This is a genomic window from Parasulfuritortus cantonensis, assembly GCF_004337445.1.
GTDB lineage: Bacteria > Pseudomonadota > Gammaproteobacteria > Burkholderiales > Thiobacillaceae > Parasulfuritortus > Parasulfuritortus cantonensis.
Genome location: NZ_SJZB01000009.1, coordinates 1 through 21,628, shown reverse-complemented (window position 1 = coordinate 21,628; position 21,628 = coordinate 1). Strand labels below are relative to the sequence as shown.

Below are 21,628 nucleotides of genomic sequence, written 5' to 3'. Positions count from 1 at the left end.
AATCCGGCGCCCCGCGGACGCGCCGGCGACCGGCGCCGCCTAGGCAGAAGCACTCAGGCCAGTCGTGGCAAGGGGAATGGGGAAATGCTCAGGGGAAGACACCGGCCGCCAGAATATGGAATCGCACCGAAGTGACTAGTACGCCCAGCGGGACGCCAGCCCCTACTCGGGCAAATCCAACTCCGTTTGCCGCGCGGCATCCGGCAAGGGCAGGTCATCGGTCTTGATCACCGCCAGGCCGTAGCGTTGACCGATGCGGGCAACGTCGCCATCGTCCGAGTAGACCGTCCTGGCATTGGCCACCTTCGCGATGGCAACGATCTGCCAGTCGAACTTGGCCTTGGCCCAGGTCTTGGCTTGGTGCCGTTTGTCTCCGCTGGTCAACGCGGCATCCAGCAGCAAGGCACATTCCAGGGAAGCACGGCTGTCGAAGGCGACAATCTTGAAGGCAGACGAACCGCTCAATCGGGCGTAGTAGTCATCTCTGGCTTTGCCGGCCCGCGCCAGGAACTCGGACAGCGCGGGAGTGGGGATAACAATCTTGATCTTCTTACGCTGAAGATCGGCGATGAGGTGTTCAAGCTTGGCCTTGCGGTCCGGATGGGTGCGGGGATGGAACAGGTCAATAAGTACGCCGGCGTCGAAGACGACCATTTACGCGCCCCGCAGACGCTTCAACTCGGCTTGGGGATCGTCCATCTCGTTCCAGTGGCTACCCTTCAGGGTCCGCATACCGGCAATGACATCCACCAATGGCGTTTCATCCAAAACCTCGAAATCCTTGATATCGAAGCTCTCTAACTCCCACTCGCCTTCCTGAGTCCGTCGCCACTTACCGCGACCGATCACCCGTATCGTTTGTCCGAAGAGAAAGGCTGCTAGTTTACGGGCATCTTCCCGGCTGGCATTACAGTGGTAGTAGACACCCTGTTCACCTTCCATCAGGACCGGGACGGTTTCATCCTTGCCGCCGACGCGGATGATGACGCCATCTACTTCCCCGAGCTCATACACCACGGCCTCTTCCGCCAAGGGCGTCTTGCGGCCAGGGAATTCCAGGATGTTGGCGCCGGCCTTTAGCCGGAGTACACCGCTGGCATTGTCGTCACGCAGCATGCGATTGATGTCGCGGTTGGCGCGCGCAAGGTCTTCAGGGGCATCCTGCGTACTAACCAGACTCAAGCGCGCCTTGACCTTGGATACGGCGGGTTCGTCCACCACGATCTCGGGGATGGCACTGCCCTTGCGCACCTTCATGAAATGAACATGCTCCTTGTTTCCAAACAACACCGCCAGACGGGCCAAATATTCGGCCAGACGGGCCATGGGAAGCGTATCCGGCTTCCATGTGTCAATTCGGAAATCAAAGGTTGTATTCATGGTTCGAACTTAGCTCAATCATGCTTTCCGCGTCAAAGGAAACCCGGCAACTCCAATCCCCTAAATGGCAGCCAAACCTCTGGCAAAAGCTTGCTAGCAGGCCAAAATCTAGGCGGCTGTTCATGGGCAGCGCGGTCCGATTAGCGGTTTGGTATGAAGCGCGGACCAGAGGCGACAACGCCCGAAACGATTCTGGGAAAGCGGCCCTCCATGAGCACCCTCCCTCCCGCGAGACCGTAGGGGTCAAACCCGCCGACGGTCATGATCATATGGCGCGCGCATCAGCGGTCAGACGCGATGATTTCGCCCCGGGAAAGAGCGTTTCGGCCCCGCCGCCGGCGCTAGAACTCCGGCACGATGCCGTACTCCTTGTAGATCACCTCTTGGGCCTGCTTGAACTCCTGGAGCGAGAACTCGAAGCCCTCCTCCTTCAGGTAGGCCCAGTTGGCGGACTCGTCGGTGCATTCGTTGATGCGGCGCCGGAAGGCGTCGTCGGAACGCATGCGGCGGATGTAGGCGGCGGCGGATTCGACTGACATGGCGGTCTCCGTTCTCGGCAGACCGGCTCAGGCCGCGACGCCGACCTGATAGGCGGGATTCGGCTGCGCGTGGCCCATGGCCTTGCGCAGCCAGAGCGGCGGCCGGCCCTGCATCATGCGCTGCAGGTAGTCGATCACCTCGTCGATCTCGCGCCCGGTCTCCATTTTCACCGGGAACACCTGGGCATCGCGCAGGCGCACCGCGGCGAGGTCGGACAGCCCCTTGGTGAATACCACCTGGCAGCCCTGCACGGCCTCGATGCGCGGCGTCAGGCGGTCGGCGCCGGCGCCCGCGTCGGCCTCCATCTCCTTCATCCAGCAGCCGCCGCCGGCCTTGCCCTTGCCGCCGCCGGGGCCACCGGCGAAGCGCATGCTGTCGACGAATTCGTAGCCGTCCCGGCTGACGTCGTAGAAGACGATCTGCTGGGCCTGGGTGAAGCCGACGTCGACGTGGGTCAGGCTGTTGGTGGTGACGGCGATCTTGACGTGTCCGGGTTCGGGCATGGCGGTCTCCTGGTCAGTGGCGATGAAGAAATCGTAGCGAGCGGCCCGAGAGCAAGGCGGACGGAACGCAGCGACGAGACAGATCGGATAGATAGGCGAGGAACGAAAACGCAGTTTCGGCGTAGGCTAACTTCGGTATGACCGAAGTTAAGCGAAGCGGCCGGAGCCAATACCGCCCAACGCAGCTATCGGGGCGCGCAGTAGATTTATTCATGGCCACTCAGGTCATGGGCAGCCCGACCACCATCACTTCGCGGCCGAAGCGGGCGCGGAAGCTGGCGGGCAGGGCGGTTTCGAATGGGGTACGGGTCTGCCAGCGCGGCAGGTCGGCCTCGGCCAGGGCGCCGTCCTTGAGCGCCTCCACCGGGACGACGTGCAGGCGGTCGTTGACGGCGACAAAGAAGTCGATCGGGTAGCGCACGGGATCGGCGTACAGGGCGCCGATCTCGAAGCGGATCGCGCCGTCGCACACGCCGAACTTCGGGTTGTCGCAATCCAGGCGCTGGTGGCGGTTGAAGTAGCGGCGCTGCTGGAACTGGTAGAGGACGCGGTCCTCGTCGGCGAACTTGCGCACCTCGAGGACGATGTCGGCGAAGTACTGGCCGAGCAGCGCCTCGACGTAGGCTTCGCCGTACGGCTGCCGGGGGGCGTCGAGCCAGACCCGGACGAAGGACTGCAGGAGCGCCAGGCCGACCGGCGTGATGTTGAGGGACAGCGAACAGCGCTGGAACACGCAGGCGATGCGCACCAGGCCGTCGTCGAACTCGATATGGCCCTGGCGGTGCCCGGCGGCGATCCGGACGATGCGCAGGAGGCGGTACACCTCGGCCACCAGCTTGTCGGTGGCGCTCTTGCGCGGCAGGGCCAGGTAGCGCTGCCAGGACGCCACGCCGTCCATGAGGGCGTCGTCGGCCGCCAGCAAGGCGCGCTCCAGGAGCTGGTGCGCAACCAGGACGCCGAGCAGGTCGGCGGGCAAGGTCCGCGCCGGGGCCGGGTCCTGGAACGCCAGACTCTTGCGCTTGGTATAGAGCTCGATCTGCCGGTGTTCGGGCAGGCGGAGGTCTATAGCAAACCGGCTCAGGCAGGCGTCGGTCAGGAGGTCACTAATCGGATTCATCGGTTCGGTTCCGTCGGGTCGGAAAAAAGCGGAACCCCGCGTCAGAGGGGACGGGGTTCCGCGGCACGCGGCTTACCACGTGTTCAGGATCCACTCCTTGTCCTTGTTGTATTCCATGTGCGCGAACATGGCGTTGGCGATCGACTCGGCCAGTTCCATGGCGCCCTGGTAGCCCATGGTCGGCTTGCGGTACAGGCCGGCCCGGTCGAAGGTGGGGAAGCCCACGCGCACCATCGGAATGTTGTTGTAGATGCTGATGTAGCGGCCCTTGGAGTGGCCCATGATCAGGTCCAGCTTGATCTCGCCCTTGGTGATGCGGCGTTCCAGCTCCCACAGGTCGGCGTTGTGCACGACTTCCATGTCGAAGTGGACCTTGTCCTTCAGGGCCTTGATGCGCGGGTCCTTCTTGTACTTGCTGCCCTGGTCGTCGCCGATCAGCAGCAGCACCGGCTCCAGTTCCACCTCCAGGCAGAACTCGGCCAGGCCCAGGACGAGGTCGGGATGGCCATAGATGGCCACCTTCTTGTTGGCGAAGAACATGTGCGCCAGGTCGGCCAGGGCATCCAGGGCGAGGCCGCGCTCGCGCACCAGCGAGTCGGGGATCGGCTTGCCGGTGATCTCGCTGATCTTGCGCAGCATGGCGTCGGTGTTCTTGATGCCGTACGGGGTGTCCATCAGGTGGTTGGGCACCTCGTGTTCCTGCTGCAGCCAGGTCCCGGTGGTGCCGCCCTCGTAGCGCGCCAGGGCCAGGGTGCCGATGGCGCCGCTGCTGGCCTCGATGTCCTCGACCGTGGTCAGGCCGTGGGTCTGGATCGACTTGTCCGGCATCATGGGCGAGTCGAAGTGTTCGGTGTCCATGAAGACGGTGGCGTCGACGCCCATCTCGCCCAGATAACGCTTGAGCAGGGTCACGTCGCCCGGATTGATCCAGCCGGGCAGGACGTTGAGCTTGCCGGTCGGCGCGGCCTTCTTCTTGGCGATGGTCTTGAACATGGACAGCACGCACTCGGCATAGCCGGTGACCTGGCTGCCCTTGAAGCTGGGCGTGTGCACGGGCGCGAGGTGGATCTTGCGGTCCGGGAATTCCTGCTTGAGGGCGGCGTTGCACAGGTTGATGGTGCCTTCGATGTCGTCGCCGATCACCTCGGTGGAGCAGGTGGTGATGATCGGGATGACGCGCAGGTTGGGATAGCGCTTGGCCAGGACCATGACGCCCTCCTCGACGCGCTTGGTGCCGCCGAACACGGCGGATTCCTCGTGCAGCGAGGTGGAGGCGATGTCGAAGTTTTCCTTGAAGTGCTGGGCAAACAACAGGCGCACGAACATGCTGCAGCCCTGGCCGCCGTGGACCAGGGGGATGCAGTCCTTGACGCCGATGCCGGCGTACTGGGCGCCGGCCGGCTGGCAGTCGTACATGGGGTTGATGACACCGGCCCGCTCCCTGGCCGCGACTTTGACCTCGGGCGCGGCTTTCGCCAGCGTTTCGCAATCGGACATGGTGAATTCCTTTTCTATTCGGTGATCCGGGCGCGCCGGCCGGAGCCGGCGCGCATCGGGGTCAGTACAGGTGGTGGCGCAGTTCGCGGTTGGTGGACTTGGTGATGGTCAGGTCCACCAGGCGTTCCTTGAGGCCGTCGAGCAGTTGCCTGACCTCGTCCGGGCCGGACTCGCGAATCCACGGGAAGCGTTCCTTGAAGTCGTGCACCATGATCAGGGCGTCGGCGCAGTGCAGGCGGTCGGTCGGGGTCTCGCGCGACGGCTCGCGGCCGGTCAGCATGTCCTCGGCCTTGCTCATGACGCCGTCGATGTTTTCCTGGCGGTCCCAGGCACGCGAGAAGAACTGCCACAGGCAGCGCTCCTGGACGTAGCCGTAGAGGTCGTCCACCTTGCTGTTGAGGGCTTCGGTCGTCATCACGCGGCCTCCCTCAGCAGTACGGGCGCTTCCTGCTCCGGTTCCCGGATGTCGACGCCGGCCAGGCCCTTGAGCGGGTTGTAGACGGCGTTGTACATGTCGCGGGCCAGGTTCACGAAGCCCTCGAAGCCCATGTACGGGCCGTTGTGGTAGGCGTGGCCGTTGATGTAGGGGATGTGCAGCTTCTTGACCAGCTCGCCGACGCGCGGGCCGGTGAAGATCACGTCCGGCTTGACCAGGTCGATGATCTCGAAGAATTCCAGCTCGTTGCCGTCGTCGATGTAATAGGTACCTTCCTGACCGCGCGCGATGACCTTCTCGAAGTCTTCCTCATGGCCGAACTTGGACGACATGGCCACCACCTGCACGCCGAGGTCGTCCTCGACCGACTTGGTCCAGTGCCACAGGCGCGGGCCGCCGGTCCAGATGGCCATGCGCTTGCCCTTGAGGCGTTCCTTGTACCAGTCCAGCTTGGGCTTCCACTTGGCGTACTCCTCGGCGATCAGCTGTTCGCCGCGTTCCTCGATGCCGAAGAAGGCGCAGATCTTGCGGATGCCCTCGGCCATGTAGTTGAAGCCCCAGGAGTCGATGTCCAGGCGCGGGATGCCGTACTGCTTCTTCAGCTCGTTGGCGATGTAGCCGGAGGAACGGGCGCAGTTCACCACGTTGAGCTTGGCGCGGTGCATCTTGCGCAGGTCGTCGTAGTTGGCGTTGCCGGTGAAGTGGCCGATGACCTGGATGCCGAGACGGTCCCAGTAGGTCTGCAGCAGCTGGGTATCGCCCTGGATGTTGAAGTCACCGATGAAGTTCATGGTGTACTCGCTGGTGATCTCCGGCTCCAGGGTGCCGACCTTCTCGTTGATCCAGCCGATGTTGAGCACGTGGTGGCCCTTGGACTGGGAGACGCCGGAGAAGCCCGGGCACTCGACGGTGAAGATGTCGACGTCGGGGCGGTCCTTCATCACCTGCTTGGCCACCGCCTTGACGTCGTCGCCGATCAGGGCGGTGGGGCAGGTGGTGTAGACGATCATGCGCTTGACCTCGGGCATCTCGTCGAAAGCCTCGTGCATGCTCTGCTCCAGGCGCTTCTCGCCGCCGAACACGATGTGGCTTTCCTTCATGTCGGTGGACCAGACGTACTTCATGTTGAAGTGGCCGTTGTCGGTCGGGTAGCGCTTGGTGTGCCAGGTGTCGTAGGCGCAGCCGATCGGGCCGTGGATCATCTGGATGGTGTCCTTCAGCACGCCGCCGATCACCAGCTTGGCGCCGCAGAAGGCGCAGCCGCGTTCGGACAGGGTGCCCGGGATGGTGGCGGCGTTGGCCAGCGGCAGATACTCGCGGGTATCCTCGTTGGGCGCCTTCAGGTAGATGTGTTTCTCCCGCTCGGGGATGTCCTTGTCGCACTTCAGTAGAACCATGGGCATGGCAGACTCCTTTCCTGGTTATTCGCTCCCCGGCCGACCCAACGTCGAGCCGGGGCTTGCCGGGGCCATTGCAGCAAGCGTGCCAACCCGCCAAAAAGCGGCTTGAAGCCTTGCCAGCACAGGGTTTCCGGCCAGGGCGACCGGGTGCCGCGGGGCCCCTCCGCCGGGCCGGCGCGCGGCCTCGCCGTACCGGCGTGAACATTCGGGGGGGAAATGTTCCGAACGGTCAGTGGCGGCCGGCCGGGCCACCCGCATCGGCTCGGCAACCGTCCGTCGCCTGTCGCTGACGCTTCCGGACGCGAGCCGCTAGCCTGATAAGGCCATGCCTGCGGGAGCGGCCGTATGGTCGCCCCGAATGCCGCGACCCGGGCGGGGCACGGCGGCCCGGACCCGGGCCGACAAGACGGAGGCGGCCCGGCGCACGGGCCACCCGGACAGACAGGGAAGGCGATGACCGACGACGCCAAGCAGAATTTTGCTGCGCTGAAGGCCGGAGGCATGTTGCCTTCGCCGCGCGGCGTCGCGCTGGCCGTCCTGGAACTCACCCAGCGCAACGACACCGACGTCAAGACCCTGACCCACCTGGTCCAGACCGATCCGGCCATGGCCGGGCGCCTGCTCCGCTACGCCAACGCGGCCCATGGCGGCAGCCTGCGCCACATCGCCTCCCTGAACCACGCCATCGTCTTCCTGGGCATCTTCCGGGTACGCCAGATCGCGCTCGGCTTCTCGCTGGTCGACCACTACCGCAGCGGCGCCTGCCGGCAGTTCGACTACATGGGCTACTGGACCCGCTCGCTGGCCACCGCCATCGCCGCCCAGCAGGTCGCCGTCCAGGCCCAGTGCCCGCCCGACGAGAGCTTCACCTGCGGCCTGCTGTCCGGGATCGGCCGCCTGGCCCTGGCCACCGTGTTCCCGGCCGAATACGGCGAGCTGCTGGCGGCCGGCCTGGACGCCGGCGCGCTGCGCGCCGCCGAGACGGACCGCTTCGGCCTCGACCATGCCACCCTGTCGTCGGAACTGCTGGAGGACTGGGGCCTGCCGGAGATATTCCACCAGGCCGTGCGCTACCACGAGCAGCCGGGCGACGCCCCCTACCCGGCCGGCTCCCGGGTCCAGGCCCTGACCAACGCGCTGCATTTCGCCGCCAAGGTCGGCATGCTGCTCGACCTCGACGCCGCGCAGCGCTGGGAACGCCTGCCCTCCCTCTACCACGCCGCCGCCCAGCTCGGCCTCGAGGACACCGAGGTCCCCAGCCTGGTGGACGACGTCCTGACGCGCTGGCAGGAGTGGGGCCGCGAGCTGCAGCTGCCGGCGCGCGACTTCAGCGACCTGAAACGCCTGCTCATGGCGCCCGCCGACCTCGCCGGGGAGCACGCCGCGGCCCTGCCGGTACTGCCCATGCGCCTGATCCTGGTCGGCTTCCAGGCGGACGGCTGCCAGGCGATGCTGGCGACCCTGACCGGCCTGGGCCTGCAGGTGGACAGCGTGGCCGATCCGGCCGCCGCGACCGGCCTGCTCGGCGAGCGCGGCGCCGACATCGTCATGGTGCAGTTGCCCGACTGCGGCGCCGACGCCGCCCGCCGGGTGCGCGCGCTGTGCGCGGTGAACGGCGGCCGCCAGACCCACTGCATCGCCGTCATCCCGGCCGAGGCGGAGGCCGGCGTGGCCGCCCTGATGCTGGCCGGGGCGGCCGACTACCTGACCGTCGGGCATACGGAGGCCGCCCTCCTGGCCAGGCTCAACGCCGCCCAGCGCGTGGTCACCCTGCAAAGCGCCGTGCGCACGGAACGCGAAACGGTCATCCGTTCCTCGGCGGAATGGGCGCGCAGCAACCGCCGCCTGCTCCAGGAGGCCCTGACCGATCCGCTCACCCGCCTGTACAACCGCCGCTACGGCCTCGACCGCCTGCGCCAGGAATGGTCCTACGCCAGCCACAGCGGCGCCCCGCTGTCCTGCCTGATGCTCGACATCGACCACTTCAAGACGGTCAACGACCGGCACGGCCACGACACCGGCGACGTCGTGCTGAGCCAGGTGGCGCAACTGCTCCAGCACAACTGCCGCAAGGACGACGTGGTATTCCGGTTCGGCGGCGAGGAATTCTGCGTGGTCGCCCCGTGTACGCCGATCCAGGAGGCCATCCGGCTGGGCGAACGCATCGCCGCGGCGGTGCGCGCGCGCCGGTACGGCGCGAACCCGGCCCACCTGGTCGTCACGGTCAGCGTCGGCGTCGCCTGCCTGGCCGCCGGCGACCGCGACGCCGAGGCCCTCAGCGCGCGCGCCGACCAGGCCCTGTACGCGGCCAAGAAGGCCGGCCGCGACCGCGTCGTCGCCCTGTCCCGCACACCCGCCTAAACGGGCGGCGGTCCCGCCGGGCGCGGGGCTGGAACGGCATTTGCTCCAGTCAATCCTGATTCCATTGCCGAGACCCGGGCGCCGCCGCGCCCGCCCAACCACCATGAAGACGATCCGATGCGGCATCCTCCCGGGCGAGTCCCGGCCCGTGGTCGAACGCCTCAACGAACCCCTGCGTGCCTACCTGGAGCAGCGCCTCGGGCGGCCGGTGCAACTGGTCGTCGGGGCCAGCTACGTCGCCACCGGCGAGGCCCTGCGCCGGGGCGAACTGGACCTCGCCTACCTGGGGCCGGTCACCTACATCCTGCAAAGCCGGCACGCCCGCCTGGAACCGTTCGCCCGGCCCAGCCACGGCGGCAGCACCGGGCCCACCTTCCGGGCCGCCATCATCGTCCCGGCGCAGAGCCCGGCCCAGGTCCTCGAAGACCTGCGCGGCCGCGAGATCGCCTTCGGCGACCTGGTCTCGACCTCCGGCTCCTGGGTGCCCCGGCACATGCTCCTGGCGGCCGGCCTGTCGGCCGAGCGCGACTACGTGCGCCGCCACCTGGGTGCCCACGACGCCGTCGTGGACGCCGTCGCCGCCGGCAAGGCGCACGCCGGCGGCCTGTCGCTGCCGGTCTACCAGCGCCTGCTCCGGGAAGGCCGGGTCGAGGCCGGCGCCGTGCGCCTGCTGGCCGAGTCGGCGCCCATCCCGGAATACATGTGGACCTTCCGCGAGGGCCTGGCCCCGGACGTCCGCGAGGCCCTGCGCCTGGCCTTCCTCGACCTACGCGACCCGGCCGCCCTGGCGGTGTTCCGGGCCGAGTCGTTCATCCCGGCGGTGGACGCCGACGTCGACCGGGTGCGCATCTGGATGGAGAGCGTACTCGAGGCGCGCCTGGCGCCGTCGATGCTCGACCACCTGCACGGCGGCGTGCGGACGCCCGGACCGGCGCCCGCGCGCGCCAGCCTGCACTGACGGCGGCCCGTACCGGAAGGTACGATCGCGGCGCCGAAACGACATTTCGGTAACCCGGGCGCGCGCCCGGCCGGGCCGCGGATTGGCGTATCATGCCGGACTGCCACCCCGGCAAGAGAACGGCCCGTCAGTCGGCGGCGCCCGGGTGGCGCGTCTTCAACCCGCAGCGAAACGAGCCATGCCGACCGTTCCCGACCGCCCCCGAGTCACGGTGGTCGTCGCCACCTACGGGCGCCCCGACGCCCTCGTTTGCGCCCTCCGCTCGGTACGCGCGCAGACCTGCCCGGACTGGCGCCTGGTCGTCGTCGGCGATGCCTGCGGCGACGCCACCGGCGCCGCCCTGGCGCCGTTCCTGGGCGACCGCCGGATCGCCTACGCGAACCTGCCCTGGCGCTGCGGCGAACAGGCCCTGCCCAACTCGGCGGCGATGGCGCTGGCCGATTCGGACTTCATCGCCTTCCTGAACCACGACGACCTCTGGCTGCCCGACCACCTGGCGGTCGCCATCCGGCAGCTCGAGGCGACCGGGGCCGACTTCTTCGTCGGCCGCTCGGCCTGGGTGTGGGACGACGCCGAGGCGCCGGACGTCCTGCCGCCGTTCGCCAGCCTGTCGCCGCGGCCACGCAGCTTCACGGCCATGTTCCGGACCGGCCTGCACTACATCGAGCCGGTCAGCGCCTGGGTCGTGCGCACCGACCTGGCCCGCCGGGTCGGGCCGTGGCGGCGCTCGCGCGACCTCTTCCGCACCCCGATCCACGACTGGGCCATCCGGGCCGGGCGCCGCGGCGCCCGCCTGGCCGAGGCCGAGGCTGTCACCTGCATCAAGTTCGAGAACCATTGGCGACGCCCGGAACGGCGCTACGAGACGCCGGCGCACGCCCAGGAGGCGGTCCTGCGGGCCATCGAGGACCCGGCCGGACGGCCCGGCCTGGAGGACTGCCTGCGCGGCCTGCTCGACGATCCCGGGGCGCCCGGCCGGCGCATGCGCCTGAGCCTGGCCGAACCGGGCAACCAGGTCTCGGCCTGGCTCGCCCGCGGCCTCCTCAACCGGGCCAGCGCGCGCCTCTATTTCCTGACCGGCCTCGACGCCTACGGCCTGTACTGCATCCTGACCGGCGTCGAGAAGGGCCGGCGCATGCGCAAGACCCTGAAGATGCGCACCGGCGAGACCGACCTCGCCCCGCCGCCGCTCGCCCGCCTGGTCGACTTCCTCCGCACCGCCCTGCGCGACCGCGCCTGAACCATGCCCAGCCCAGACACCGCCATCGCCGACTGGATCGCGGAGCGCCGCCGCCAGGGCACCCTCGAGATCCAGCGGATACCGTTCTCCGCCTGCGCCGACTGGCATTTCGAGGGCGGCCGCCTGCGCCACCGCAGCGGCCGTTTCTTCACCATCGTCGGCTGCCATTGCGAGGTCGGGCCGGCCCACCTGGCCGGGCTCGACCTGGCCATGATCGACCAGCCCGAGGTCGGCATCCTCGGCTTCGTGGTGCGCCGCGGCCCGGCGGGCTGGGAGTGGCTGCTCCAGGCCAAGGCCGAACCCGGCAACGTCGGCGGCACCCAGGTCGGCCCCAGCGTGCAGGCGACCCGCAGCAACTACATGCGCGTCCATGGCGGCAGCCCGACCCGGATGCTGGAGCTGTTCACCGGCAGCCCCGCTGCCTGGCACGTCCTCACCGACGTCGAGCAGTCCGAGCAGGGCGACCGTTTCTGCGGCAAGTACAACCGCAACGTCGTGGTCGAGGTGGACGGCGCCTTCCCGACCCCGGACGGCGGCCTCTGGCGCTGGTTCGGCCACCGCGAACTGCGCGCCGCGCTGCACGGCGACTACGTCGTCAACACGGATGCCCGCTCGGTGATATGCAGTGCCGACTGGGGCCTGCTCGGCGCGCCGGAAGCCGGCCCGCCGTTCGCGCGCTGGCGCGGCCGCGGCGGCCTGGGCGAGCAGTTGCTCGATTCGGCCGCCGAGCCGGCCGCCGAGGCCGGCTACGCCGACGCCTGCGCCCGCCTCGACGCGGCGCGCCGGGCACAGGCCGTGCGCCTGGCCCCGGTCGCCCTCGACGCGCTGCCGGGCTGGCGCGTCGACGACTGGGAGATCGCCCCGGCCGGGGCCGCCGCGGACCAGGTGGTGCAGGCCTATGCCGTGCATGCCGAGGGCCGCGAGGTCGAGTACTGGTGCCAGCCGCTGGTGGCCAGCCGGGCGCCCGGGCGCATCGTCCTCGTCTGCGCCCGGCACGCCGGCGTCCTGCGCTTCCTGCTCAACGTCAGCTTCGAATTCGGCCTCCGCGAAGGCGCCCAGTTCGCGCCGTCCTACGTGAGCGGCTGCGGCCACGCCAACCCGGACGGCCTCCTGGCCGCGCTCGCCGGCGCCGGCGCCGTCGTCCACGCCAGCGTCATGCAATCCGACGAGGGCGGCCGCTTCATGGCCTCGGTGGCGCGCTACGAGATCGTCGAATTGCCGGCCGAGACGGCCGCGGGCTTCGCCGACGCCGGGGTCTGGGCCAGCCTGGCCGTTCTGCGGCGCCTGAGCCGCCGGCGCGGCCTGCTCAACAACGAGATGCGCAGCGCCCTGTCGCTCCTGCTCGCCTGGGTCTAGGCCGGCCTGGCGCGAACTTTGCCTGTGTCCCGCAGGACGGCCACCTCCGGCCGCCGCCACGAAAGGACACGACATGAAGACCCGCGGAATCGAAAACGCCACCCGGCGCCTGCTCGGCGCCCGCAAACTGGGCAGCGCCAGCCTGCTCGCCCAGGCCGAACAGGAAGCCGGCCACGCCCTCGTGCAGGCGCGCGCCTGGCTGGACCGTGCCGCCGAAGGCCGCGCCGGCGAGGATCTGGCCGCCGACGCGAACTACGCGGCGATCGCCGCCGCCACCGAGGAACTGGCCCGGGTCATCGCCCCGGCCGGCTGAGCAGGCGCTCAGCGCAGCTTGAACAGCACCGGCACCACCACCCAGGCGGGCACCGCTTGGCCGTCGCGCAGGGCCGGGCGGAAGCGCCACTGGCGCAGGGCGGCGAGCGCCGCCTCGTCCAGGCTGGCGGTACCCGAGCCGGTGACGATCCGGGTCTCCTGCACGGTGCCCAGGTCCGAGATCAGCACCCGCACCCTGACCTTGCCCAGGCGGCCGGCCTCGCGCGCGGCGGCCGGATAGGCCGGCGCCGGGCCGTAGACGACGTAGGGCAGGCTGTCCACGCGGCCGGTCCCGGCGCGCGCCGGTTCGGCGCCGGCGGGCGGCCCGGGCGGGGCCGCCTCGGCCGCCGCCAGGCTGGCCAAAGCCGCCGGCGCGGGGGCCGCGGCCGGCGGCGCCGCGGCCGGTGTCGGACTGGCCGCGGCCGGCTCCGGCTCGGGCTCCGGGGTGTTGGCTGGCGCCGGGCTGGCTGCCGGCACCGGGGGCGGCGTGGCGCGGGCCGGCGCGGCGGCCACCCGGCGGGGCTGCGGACGCGGCGTCGCGGCCGGCCGAGGTACCGGCAGCGGCGCCGGGGCGACCCCCAGCGACACCTCGATCGGCTGCACCGGTTCCGGCGCCGGCACAGCCGGCACCGGGACCAGCACCGCCGCGGCCAGGGCCAGGCCGTGCAGCAGCACGGAGCCGGCCAGGGCGCGCCCGAACGGCGGCGGCCGGGTCACGCCCGCCTCCCCGCCGTTGCCGGCGCACCCCAGGCGGGCACGCACAGGCGGCTCTGCAGGCCGTTGCGCCGGGTGATGTCGTGGATCTCCGTGCTAACGCCATAGGTGTCCTGCAGATAGGCCTCGGTGATCACCTCGGCCGGCGTGCCCACGGCGTAGCGCTTGGCGCGGTCGAGGACCAGGGCCCGGCTGCCGTAGAGCAGGGCGTGGTCGGGATGGTGGGTGGTCAGGATGACGCCCATGCCGCCGCGCGCCGCGATGTCGCGCACGTGGGCCATGACCTTGAGCTGGTTGCCGTAGTCCAGGTTGGCGGTCGGCTCGTCCATCACCAGGATGTGCGGCTGCTGGGCCAGGGCGCGCGCGATCAGCACCAGCTGGCGTTCGCCGCCGCTGATCCGGGTGTAGTCGGCGCCGGCCAGGCCGGCGATGCCCAGGCTGTCGAGAGCCGCCTCGGCCAGGGCCCGGTCGTGCGCCCCGGGCGCGGCGAAGCTGCCCAGGTGGGCGCAGCGGCCCATGGCGACGACGTCGCGGACCCGGAACGGGAACGGCGGCGTGTGGGCCTGGGGCACGTAGCCGACGTGGCGGGCGAAGCGCCGGCGCGACCAGCGCACGATCGGCTCGCCGGCCAGGCGGATGCTACCGCCCTGGGCCGGCAGCAGGCCCAGGATGGTCTTGAACAGGGTGGTCTTGCCGACCCCGTTGGGGCCGAGCAGGCAGAGCAGCTCGCCGGCCACGAGTTCGAACGAGATGTCCCGCAGCACGCTGCGGCCGCGGTAGCCACAGCCGAGACGGTCGAGTTCCAGCATGGCCGCCCCCTCAGTTCCAGCCGCGCCGGCTGCGCGCCAGCAGGTACAGGAAGAACGGCGCCCCGAGGATCGAGGTGACGATGCCGAGCGGCACCTCGGCCTCGAACAGGGAGCGCGCCAGGTCGTCCACGGCGAGCAGGAAGGCGGCGCCGAGCAGGGCCGAGACCGGCAGCAGGATGCGGTGGTCCGGGCCCACCAGCATGCGCGCCAGGTGCGGCACGATCAGGCCGACCAGGCCGATGATGCCGCTGATCGCCACCGCCGCCGCGGTGACCAGGGTGGCGCACAGGATCACCGTGAAGCGCAGGCGCCCGGTGGCGAGGCCGAGGGCGCGCGCCTCCTCGTCGCCGAAGGACAGCACGTTGAGGGTCCAGCCCAGGGCCAGCAGGACCAGGCTGCCGCCCAGCACCGGCACGGCGGCCAGGCCGGCGTCGGCGAGGTCCACCGAGGCCAGGCTGCCCATCAGCCAGAAGGTGATGGTGGGCAGGGTGTTGTTGGGGTCGGCGACGAACTTGACCAGGGAGACGAAGGCGGTGAACAGGGTGCCGACGATCACCCCGGCGAGGACCATGACCAGGACCGGGTCGGAGCGCTTGGCCAGGCCGGCGCCGATCGCCCAGGTCGCCGCCACCGCGGCGAGGCCGAACAGGAAGGCCATGGCCTGGATGCCGGGCATGCCGAAGCCGAGCAGGATGGCCAGGGCCGCGCCCAGGCTGGCGCCGGCCGACACGCCCAGGATGCCGGGCGACACCATGGGGTTGCGGAACAGGCCCTGGTAGGCGGCTCCGGACACCGACAGGGCGGCCCCCACCAGCATGGCGGCGAGGATGCGCGGCAGGCGGATGCCGAGCACCACGGCCTCGGTCTCGGGCGACCAGTGCGGTACCAGGGGGGCCAGCTCGCCGGCCAGGACGGCGAGCACGGTGAGCGGCGGCACCGGATAGCGGCCGACCGCGAAGGAGGCCACGAACACCGCGGCCAGGAGCAGCGCCAGGGCCGCGACCCGGGCCGGCTCGGCGCCCTGGCCGGCGCCGTTCACGGCTGCCCCCGTTCGGTGATCAGGGCCAGGCGGCTGGCGCCCAGGGCGCCCAGGCGGCCGAGCATCCCGGCGACCTGGCCGTAGGGCAGGGCCGCGTCGGCGCGCACCTGGACCGGACGCGCCGGCTCGGCGGCCAGGAGCGGGCCCATGCGCCCGGCCAGGCCGGCCATGTCGACCTCGTCGCCGTCCAGGTAGACGCGCCCGTCCAGGGTCAGGCTGACCACCAGCGGGGCCGGCCCGGGCCGCGCCGGCGGCGCCGCGCTGCTGGGCAGCTTGAGCGGCACCGAGGCCATGGCCAGGGGGGCGGTGATCATGAACACCACCAGGAGGACCAGGACGACGTCGATGAACGGCGTCACGTTGATCTCGGCGACCGGGCGCGGCGCCTCGTATTCGGCCTGGCGCGCGATCATGCCGGGTGCTCCGGTTCGGCCAGGCGGCGTGCCCGGCGGGCGATGGCCAGGTGCATGCGGCGGGCGTAGAGGCCGAAGTCGCCGGCCAGCTTGTTGTAGGCGATGGCGGCCGGGATGGCGGCGACCAGGCCGACCGCGGTGGCGGCGAGCGCCTCGGCGATGCCCGGCGCCACCGCCGCCAGGCTGGTGTCCTGGCGCTCGGCGATGCCGATGAAGGCGTGCATGATGCCCCAGACGGTGCCGAACAGGCCGACGAAGGGGGCCGCCGAGCCGGTCGTGGCCAGGTAGGAGAGGCGCCGTTCGGCGGCCATCATGGTACCGGCCAGGTCCTCGCGCATGCGCCCCTCGATGCGTTCGCGGCGCGCCGCCTCGGGCTCGCCGGCACGCGGCCGGGCGGCCTCGGCAGCGCCCGCCCGGCCGAGCTGCCCGGCCAGGCCGTCGGGCGCCGGGAGCTGGCGTTCGAAGGCGTCGGCCTGGCGGTACAGGCGGCGCAGCAGGGCGGTCTTCTCGATGATCACCGCCCAGCACACCAGGGAGGCGGCGACCAGTAGCAGGACCACGGCCTGGACCACGCCGGTGGCCTGGCCGTAGAGGGCCAGGATGGAGAAGTCGCCGCTCATCGGGACGGCTCCGCGGCCGCCGCCGGCGTCGCCAGGCCGAGCAGGTAGCGGGCGTCGGCGGCCGAGAGGTCGGCGTGGTAGAAGAGCCGGAAGTACTCGCGCGTCACCGCCACCATGTCGAACGGGAAGACCTCCGGATAGAGCAGGTTGGCCAGCCAGAGCACGCCGAGGATGCGGTTGCTGCCGGGCGGCCGGTCGAACCAGCTGTAGGGCAGCCAGGGGATCTGACTGACCCGGCCGGCCTTGACCGCGTCCAGGCGCTGCCAGAGCGGGCCGTCGACGACCGCGTGCCAGGTGGTCAGCTGGTCGGCGGCCGGGGTCCAGACCAGGATGCGGTCGGGCCGCCACAGGTAGAGCTGTTCCAGCGACACCTTGGCCATGCCCTCGTCGGGCAGGTTGGCGACCCGGGCCGCGTTGATGCCGCCGACGTAGTCGAGCACCTGGGTATGGCTGGAGCCGGCCGGGTTGGTGGAGAGGCCGTCCGGGCCCTCGGCGTAGTACACGCGCACCCGCTTGGCCACCGGGATGATGCGCGCCTTGGACCCGATCGGGTCGATGTAGGTGGCGACGAAGCCGGCCAGCGCCTGGGCCTGCTCGGGCCGGCCGAGCACCTCGCCCAGGAAGGCGAAGGTCTGCTTGAAGCGCAGCAGGTCCTGGTCGATCAGGAGCACCGGCACGCGCAGCTTGGCCTCCAGGCGGGCGGCCTGGTCGGCGGCGCCGGGCATGGTCTCCATGACCACCAGGTCGGGCGCCATGCGCAGTATCTCCTCGTCGGAGAAGCGCATGCCGGCCTTGGGCACGGCCTTGCCGGCCAGGAAGGCGGGCGCCAGGTAGCGGGCCGCGGCGGCCGGCAGGCGGCCGTTGTTGGCCAGCTTGTCGGGCGCCACCGCGGCCACCGCCGGCACGCAGTGGCCGACCGCGTAGACCTTGTGCACCTGGTCCGGGATGTGGACCTGGCGGCCGGCCATGTCGGTGACGACGCGCTCGGCCCAGGCCGGGGCCGCGGCCAGCAGGCCGGCGATCAGGAGCGCCCGGGCGCGGCGCTGGAAACGGGTCAGGGTACGGTTCACAGGGCGACCTCCAGTTCGATGCCGTAGGTGGCGCCGACGTCGGTGATGGCGCCGTCCGAGAGGGTGTAGACGGTGCTGCCGTTGCCGGTCTTGTGGCGGGTGTAGTAGTGGTCGTCGAGCAGGTTCTGGCCGAACAGGGAGACCGTGACGCCGTGGCTGAACTTGCGGCTGACGTTGAGGTTGACCACGGTGAAGTCGCCGGTCGGCAGGCAAGCGCCCTTGAAGTAGTGGCAGTAGGCGTCCACCTTGAGCACGCTCAGGTTGCTGGTCCAGGGGCCGTGGCGCCAGTTCAGGCGCGCGCTGTAGCGGTTCTTCGGGGTCTCCACGCCGCCCGAGTCGGCGTTCACCGAGTCGTCGGTGAAGTGGCTCCAGCCCAGCTCGTAGCCGAAGGCGTCGTCGGCGAAACGGCCCTTCAGGCTCAGCTCGAAGCCCTTGCGGGTGACCTTGTCGGCCGTGGTGTAGACGCTCAGGGTCTCGTAGCTGCCGGTGTCCGGGTTGTAGACGTCGATGCCGGGCACGGTGGAGTCGACCACCTTGGCGTCGCGGGCGACGTAGTAGAAGGGCGTGAAGCCGACCTGCAGGGCCGGGTGCAGCTTGGCGTCGAGGCCCAGTTCCCAGCGGCTCAGGCGCTCGGCCGGCAGTTCCGTGTCGGCCGCCGTGGTGAGGGTGTCCGGGGCCGGCGTGCGGCTGTAGGCGTAGCGCCCGCTGACGCGCCAGACCGGATCGATCTGCCAGGCGCTGCCCACCGAGACGAGATCGGCGCGGTCCGTCCAGGTGTCGTCCGAGAGCTGGATGGTGCTGCCGTCGGCACCGTACTTGTCGCCGCCCTTGGTGACGTGCTTCTTGTCGGCCCGGGCGCTGGCATCCACCGACCAGGCCGGGGTGATGCGGTACTCGTCCGACAGGTAGAGGCCGTAGATTTCCTCCTCGCGCGGCGTACCGGTGCTGGTGGTCTCGCTCAGCTGGTAGTAGCCGACCCGCTGGGCGCCGGCCTTGAAGGTGTTCTGCGTGCCGGTGATGGTGTGCGACAGGTTGAGGTCGCTGGACTGGTCCTTGAAGTCGCGCCCGGGCACCGTGCTCGGGTCGCTGGTGGTGCTGTAGAACCAGCCGGTACCGTCCACCCTGGTGGCGCCGTAGGTGAGCGCCGTGGTGTGGCGGTCGTTCCAGTAGCGGGCCAGGTTGAGGCTGAACAGCCGGGTGTCGCGCGGGTCGTATTTCCAGATCGCGCTGTTCAGGGTGCCGACCGGCACCGAGGCGCCCTCGACCACGCCGATGTAGCGCTGGATCTCGCGCATGCCGTCGTTGGCGAAGAACGAGGCCATGGCCATGAGCTCGCTGTCCTTCCAGCCGCCGTTGAGCATGTAGGTATCGGCCCGGTAGCCATTGTTCCAGTCCGGCTTGCCGGCGCTCTCGGAGTGCTGGTAGCCGCCGCCCAGCTGCAGGCGGCCGTCCTGCCAGGAACGCCGGAAGTTGGCGTTGCCCTTCCAGGTCTCGTAGCTGGCGTAGCTGCCCTTCAGGCGGGTGCTGTCGTCGCCGCCGTCGCGCCGGATGGTGTCGATCACGACGACGCCCTGGCTGGGCGTGCTGACCCGGGAGCCGAAGCCCATCACCGGCAGGATGCCGAGCACCGAGGAGTCGCGGATGAACTTGATCGAGGCGATCATCTCGACCGGGATGTCGCCGACCACGCGCTGGGCCTCGGTGGCGGTCAGGTAGACGCCGTCCAGGATGAAGCCGACGTTGCCGCCCCGGTTGCTGGAGAAGTTGTTCACGCGCGAGCCCTGGCGGGTGACGCTCATGCCCAGGGAACCTTCCATGAGGTCGAAGATGTCGCGCGGGCGCATGGCCTGGATGTCCTCGTGGCTGAATTCCTGCTCGGCGGCGACGCTGGCCGGCACGGCGGTGCGCTCGTAGGCCGGCGTGGCCGGTGCCGGCAGGGCGGTGCGCAGGTCCTCGACCACGACCGGGGCGAGTTCCTGGTCGGCCACCTCGGCACGGGCGGCCTGGGCCGGGCTCATCAGGGCCGCCGCGACGGGCAGCCATAGGGTCAGTTTCGGTGTCATCTGCTTCCTTGTAGAGGTTGATTGGGGGTGGCTGGCCGGCATGGTTCAGAAGGCCAGGCTGGCCGACAGGCTGAGGGTGCGCGGCGCCCCCAGGTAGAGGATCCCGGAGCGCGTGGTCCAGTAGTCCTCGCCGGTCAGGTTGGCGACGTTGAGGCGCCAGGTGGTGTCGTGGCCGGCCGTCCGGGTGCGGTAGCGCAGGCCGGCGTCGTACACGGTGACGGCGTCGACGTAGAGCGTGTTGGCGGCATCCCAGGGCACCTTGCCGGTGTAGGAGACGCCGCCGGTCAGGGTCAGGCCGGGCAGCCCGGGCAGGTCGTATTCGGCGTACAGGCGGGCCATCCGTTCGGGCACGCCCTGGGGCGTCTTGCCGACGTTGGCGGCGGCCTTGTCGATCTCGGCGTCGAGCACGGTGAAGCCGCCGGTCAGGGTGAGCCGCTCGGTCGCCTTGCCGGTGGCGGTGAATTCCCAGCCCTGGTGCACGGCGCGGCCGTCCTGGCTGGCCACGTTGGTGGCCGGGTCGACGTACTGGTTGGCCTGGTCGATGCGGAACCAGGCCACGGCCAGGTTCAGGCCGGCCAGGCTGGCCTTGGCGCCGACCTCCTTCTGCTTGCCGACGTAGGGCGCGAACACCTCGCCGGCGTTGGCGGCGGTCGAGCCGGCGGTGAAGCCCTGCTGGAGCGATTCGGTATAGGCGGCGTAGGCGGTCAGGACCGGCACCGGCGTGTAGCTGAGCGAGGCGGCCGGGGTGAAGCGGCCCTCGTCGTAGCGCCGCACCGTCTCCACGCCGGCCGCCGAGCGGGAGGTGTATTCGTCGTCGACCCTGGCGCGGCTGCCGCCCAGCATGACCGCCCAGTGCTCGCCCAGGGCGATGCGGTCGGCCAGCAGGAAGGTCGAGTAGACCGTCTCCTGGGCGGCCGAGGTGCCGGCCGGCGGCAGGCTGTAGGCGGGATAGGACGGCTCGCCGTACAGGTTGCCCGGGTACACCGTGGCATAGGTGGTGCCGCGGTAGCCGTTGTTGCCGGAATCGTAGTCGTCGCGGGTGAGGCCGGCGGTGACCATGTGGCGCAGCGGCCCGGTGGCGAGGTCGGCGTCCAGGAACAGGGCGGCCTGCTTGACCACGGTGTGGAAGAAGGACTGCGAATCGACCCGCCACTTGTAGTCCAGGTCGGCGTTCTGCCAGACCTGCCGGTTCAGGAAGTAGGACCGGCCGATGTCGCTGTAGCGCAGCTTGGCGCGCAGCTTGAAGACCTCGTTCAGGCGGCTGTCGAGGGCGGCGCCCAGGCGCGTGGTGGTGTCGGTGGCGCCGGTGTAGGGGGCGCCCCAGTTTTTTGAGGCGTCCGGCGCGTCCGGGATGCCGAGCGCGGCCGAGGTCATGAACAGGGCCTGGGCGTAGTCCAGCTTGCGCCGCGAGCGTGCCGCCTCCAGGGCCAGCACGGTGTCCGGGCCGAGGTGCCAGTCGAGCGCCCCGGAGGCCAGGAAGCGGGCCTGGCTCTGGTGCTCGGCGCCCAGGTCGCCGGCGTCCGCGTAGGCCAGGTTGACCCGGTAGGCCAGGTCCGTGCGGCCCGGCAGCGGCCCGCCCAGGTCGAGCTGGCCGTACAGCTGCTCGTCCTGCAGCCCGACGGTGGCGACGCGGAGCGGCTCGGCGCCGGGCCGCTTGGTGATGAAGTTGACCATCCCGGCCGGCGAGGTGACGCCGTACAGGAAGCCGGCCGCGCCGGTCAGCACCTCGATGCGCTCCTTGTCGTCGAGCGGCTGGTAGATGTCGAACGAACGCATGCCGTCGACCGCCATGTTGTAGGT

The 21,628-nt window shown here is 70.2% G+C and carries 21 protein-coding genes; 5 read left to right on the top strand and 16 right to left on the bottom strand.

Features of this window, described 5'->3' with window-relative positions; all coding sequences use genetic code 11:
* Positions 1-162: 162 nt before the first annotated feature.
* The 8 genes from EZJ19_RS01830 to vnfD form a co-directional block, all read right to left on the bottom strand.
* Positions 163-654 carry a type II toxin-antitoxin system VapC family toxin gene (locus tag EZJ19_RS01830; protein ID WP_131444601.1) on the bottom strand — a complete coding sequence of 164 codons (492 nt, stop codon included), beginning with the start codon at positions 652-654 and terminating at the stop codon, positions 163-165.
* Entirely contained in the window at positions 655-1,326 is a 672-nt protein-coding gene (locus tag EZJ19_RS01825) for a hypothetical protein (RefSeq protein ID WP_131444600.1), read from the bottom strand.
* A gap of 395 nt (positions 1,327-1,721) precedes the next feature.
* Positions 1,722-1,919 carry a Nif11-like leader peptide family natural product precursor gene (locus tag EZJ19_RS01820; RefSeq protein ID WP_131444599.1) on the bottom strand — a complete coding sequence of 66 codons (198 nt, stop codon included), beginning with the start codon at positions 1,917-1,919 and terminating at the stop codon, positions 1,722-1,724.
* Positions 1,920-1,946: 27 nt separating this feature from the next.
* Positions 1,947-2,423 (bottom strand): NifB/NifX family molybdenum-iron cluster-binding protein, encoded by a 477-nt coding sequence (locus EZJ19_RS01815; RefSeq protein WP_131444598.1) that lies wholly within the window; start codon positions 2,421-2,423, stop codon positions 1,947-1,949.
* A gap of 220 nt (positions 2,424-2,643) precedes the next feature.
* Positions 2,644-3,540 (bottom strand): hypothetical protein, encoded by an 897-nt coding sequence (locus EZJ19_RS01810; RefSeq protein ID WP_131444597.1) that lies wholly within the window; start codon positions 3,538-3,540, stop codon positions 2,644-2,646.
* A 72-nt stretch (positions 3,541-3,612) separates the two neighbouring features.
* Positions 3,613-5,037, bottom strand: a complete 1,425-nt coding sequence (vnfK, locus tag EZJ19_RS01805; protein WP_131444596.1) for a V-containing nitrogenase subunit beta — start codon at positions 5,035-5,037, stop codon at positions 3,613-3,615.
* A 61-nt stretch (positions 5,038-5,098) separates the two neighbouring features.
* Positions 5,099-5,452, bottom strand: a complete 354-nt coding sequence (gene vnfG / locus EZJ19_RS01800; RefSeq protein ID WP_131444595.1) for a V-containing nitrogenase subunit delta — start codon at positions 5,450-5,452, stop codon at positions 5,099-5,101.
* Positions 5,452-6,876 (bottom strand): nitrogenase vanadium-iron protein, alpha chain, encoded by a 1,425-nt coding sequence (gene vnfD, locus EZJ19_RS01795; RefSeq protein WP_131444594.1) that lies wholly within the window; start codon positions 6,874-6,876, stop codon positions 5,452-5,454. Before vnfD ends, vnfG begins: the two co-directional genes overlap by 1 nt.
* A 450-nt stretch (positions 6,877-7,326) precedes the next feature.
* Here vnfD and EZJ19_RS01790 point away from each other — a divergent pair, with 450 nt between their 5' ends.
* The 5 genes from EZJ19_RS01790 (at position 7,327) to EZJ19_RS01770 (ending at position 13,101) form a co-directional block, all read left to right on the top strand.
* Positions 7,327-9,234 carry a GGDEF domain-containing protein gene (locus tag EZJ19_RS01790; protein WP_165873423.1) on the top strand — a complete coding sequence of 636 codons (1,908 nt, stop codon included), beginning with the start codon at positions 7,327-7,329 and terminating at the stop codon, positions 9,232-9,234.
* Between the two features lie 103 nt (positions 9,235-9,337).
* A complete protein-coding gene (gene phnD, locus EZJ19_RS01785) occupies positions 9,338-10,192 on the top strand; it encodes a phosphate/phosphite/phosphonate ABC transporter substrate-binding protein (RefSeq protein ID WP_131444592.1) in 855 nt (284 codons plus the stop codon).
* A 178-nt stretch (positions 10,193-10,370) separates the two neighbouring features.
* Positions 10,371-11,432, top strand: a complete 1,062-nt coding sequence (locus tag EZJ19_RS01780) for a glycosyltransferase family 2 protein (RefSeq protein ID WP_131444591.1) — start codon at positions 10,371-10,373, stop codon at positions 11,430-11,432.
* A gap of 3 nt (positions 11,433-11,435) precedes the next feature.
* Positions 11,436-12,788 carry an NDP-hexose 2,3-dehydratase family protein gene (locus EZJ19_RS01775; protein WP_131444590.1) on the top strand — a complete coding sequence of 451 codons (1,353 nt, stop codon included), beginning with the start codon at positions 11,436-11,438 and terminating at the stop codon, positions 12,786-12,788.
* A 73-nt stretch (positions 12,789-12,861) separates the two neighbouring features.
* Positions 12,862-13,101, top strand: a complete 240-nt coding sequence (locus tag EZJ19_RS01770; RefSeq protein WP_131444589.1) for a hypothetical protein — start codon at positions 12,862-12,864, stop codon at positions 13,099-13,101.
* Positions 13,102-13,109: 8 nt separating this feature from the next.
* Here EZJ19_RS01770 and EZJ19_RS01765 read toward each other — a convergent pair whose 3' ends face one another.
* The 8 genes from EZJ19_RS01765 to EZJ19_RS01730 all read right to left on the bottom strand — a co-directional run.
* Positions 13,110-13,817 carry an energy transducer TonB gene (locus tag EZJ19_RS01765; RefSeq protein WP_131444588.1) on the bottom strand — a complete coding sequence of 236 codons (708 nt, stop codon included), beginning with the start codon at positions 13,815-13,817 and terminating at the stop codon, positions 13,110-13,112.
* Positions 13,814-14,623, bottom strand: coding sequence for an ABC transporter ATP-binding protein (locus EZJ19_RS01760; protein WP_131444587.1), 810 nt, complete (start codon positions 14,621-14,623; stop codon positions 13,814-13,816). The genes EZJ19_RS01765 and EZJ19_RS01760 overlap by 4 nt, the downstream gene beginning before the upstream one ends.
* 10 nt (positions 14,624-14,633) lie before the next feature.
* Positions 14,634-15,662, bottom strand: coding sequence for a FecCD family ABC transporter permease (locus EZJ19_RS01755; RefSeq protein ID WP_206199285.1), 1,029 nt, complete (start codon positions 15,660-15,662; stop codon positions 14,634-14,636).
* Positions 15,659-16,075 (bottom strand): ExbD/TolR family protein, encoded by a 417-nt coding sequence (locus EZJ19_RS01750; RefSeq protein ID WP_131444586.1) that lies wholly within the window; start codon positions 16,073-16,075, stop codon positions 15,659-15,661. The genes EZJ19_RS01755 and EZJ19_RS01750 overlap by 4 nt, the downstream gene beginning before the upstream one ends.
* Positions 16,072-16,695, bottom strand: a complete 624-nt coding sequence (locus EZJ19_RS01745) for a MotA/TolQ/ExbB proton channel family protein (protein WP_131444585.1) — start codon at positions 16,693-16,695, stop codon at positions 16,072-16,074. Before EZJ19_RS01745 ends, EZJ19_RS01750 begins: the two co-directional genes overlap by 4 nt.
* Positions 16,692-17,765 (bottom strand): ABC transporter substrate-binding protein, encoded by a 1,074-nt coding sequence (locus EZJ19_RS01740; protein WP_206199284.1) that lies wholly within the window; start codon positions 17,763-17,765, stop codon positions 16,692-16,694. Before EZJ19_RS01740 ends, EZJ19_RS01745 begins: the two co-directional genes overlap by 4 nt.
* Entirely contained in the window at positions 17,762-19,828 is a 2,067-nt protein-coding gene (locus EZJ19_RS01735) for a TonB-dependent receptor (RefSeq protein ID WP_131444584.1), read from the bottom strand. Before EZJ19_RS01735 ends, EZJ19_RS01740 begins: the two co-directional genes overlap by 4 nt.
* A gap of 45 nt (positions 19,829-19,873) precedes the next feature.
* Positions 19,874-21,628: TonB-dependent receptor (locus EZJ19_RS01730; RefSeq protein WP_131444583.1), on the bottom strand; the 1,755-nt coding region annotated here is incomplete at its 5' end.

Coding starts and splice junctions, on each gene's coding strand:
- EZJ19_RS01830 (WP_131444601.1), bottom strand. CDS start 654: ATGGTCGTCTTCGACGCCGGCGTACTTATTGACCTGTTCCATCCCCGC.
- EZJ19_RS01825 (WP_131444600.1), bottom strand. CDS start 1,326: ATGGCCCGTCTGGCCGAATATTTGGCCCGTCTGGCGGTGTTGTTTGGA.
- EZJ19_RS01820 (WP_131444599.1), bottom strand. CDS start 1,919: ATGTCAGTCGAATCCGCCGCCGCCTACATCCGCCGCATGCGTTCCGAC.
- EZJ19_RS01815 (WP_131444598.1), bottom strand. CDS start 2,423: ATGCCCGAACCCGGACACGTCAAGATCGCCGTCACCACCAACAGCCTG.
- EZJ19_RS01810 (WP_131444597.1), bottom strand. CDS start 3,540: ATGAATCCGATTAGTGACCTCCTGACCGACGCCTGCCTGAGCCGGTTT.
- vnfK (WP_131444596.1), bottom strand. CDS start 5,037: ATGTCCGATTGCGAAACGCTGGCGAAAGCCGCGCCCGAGGTCAAAGTC.
- vnfG (WP_131444595.1), bottom strand. CDS start 5,452: ATGACGACCGAAGCCCTCAACAGCAAGGTGGACGACCTCTACGGCTAC.
- vnfD (WP_131444594.1), bottom strand. CDS start 6,876: ATGCCCATGGTTCTACTGAAGTGCGACAAGGACATCCCCGAGCGGGAG.
- EZJ19_RS01790 (WP_165873423.1), top strand. CDS start 7,327: ATGACCGACGACGCCAAGCAGAATTTTGCTGCGCTGAAGGCCGGAGGC.
- phnD (WP_131444592.1), top strand. CDS start 9,338: ATGAAGACGATCCGATGCGGCATCCTCCCGGGCGAGTCCCGGCCCGTG.
- EZJ19_RS01780 (WP_131444591.1), top strand. CDS start 10,371: ATGCCGACCGTTCCCGACCGCCCCCGAGTCACGGTGGTCGTCGCCACC.
- EZJ19_RS01775 (WP_131444590.1), top strand. CDS start 11,436: ATGCCCAGCCCAGACACCGCCATCGCCGACTGGATCGCGGAGCGCCGC.
- EZJ19_RS01770 (WP_131444589.1), top strand. CDS start 12,862: ATGAAGACCCGCGGAATCGAAAACGCCACCCGGCGCCTGCTCGGCGCC.
- EZJ19_RS01760 (WP_131444587.1), bottom strand. CDS start 14,623: ATGCTGGAACTCGACCGTCTCGGCTGTGGCTACCGCGGCCGCAGCGTG.
- EZJ19_RS01750 (WP_131444586.1), bottom strand. CDS start 16,075: ATGATCGCGCGCCAGGCCGAATACGAGGCGCCGCGCCCGGTCGCCGAG.
- EZJ19_RS01745 (WP_131444585.1), bottom strand. CDS start 16,695: ATGAGCGGCGACTTCTCCATCCTGGCCCTCTACGGCCAGGCCACCGGC.
- EZJ19_RS01735 (WP_131444584.1), bottom strand. CDS start 19,828: ATGACACCGAAACTGACCCTATGGCTGCCCGTCGCGGCGGCCCTGATG.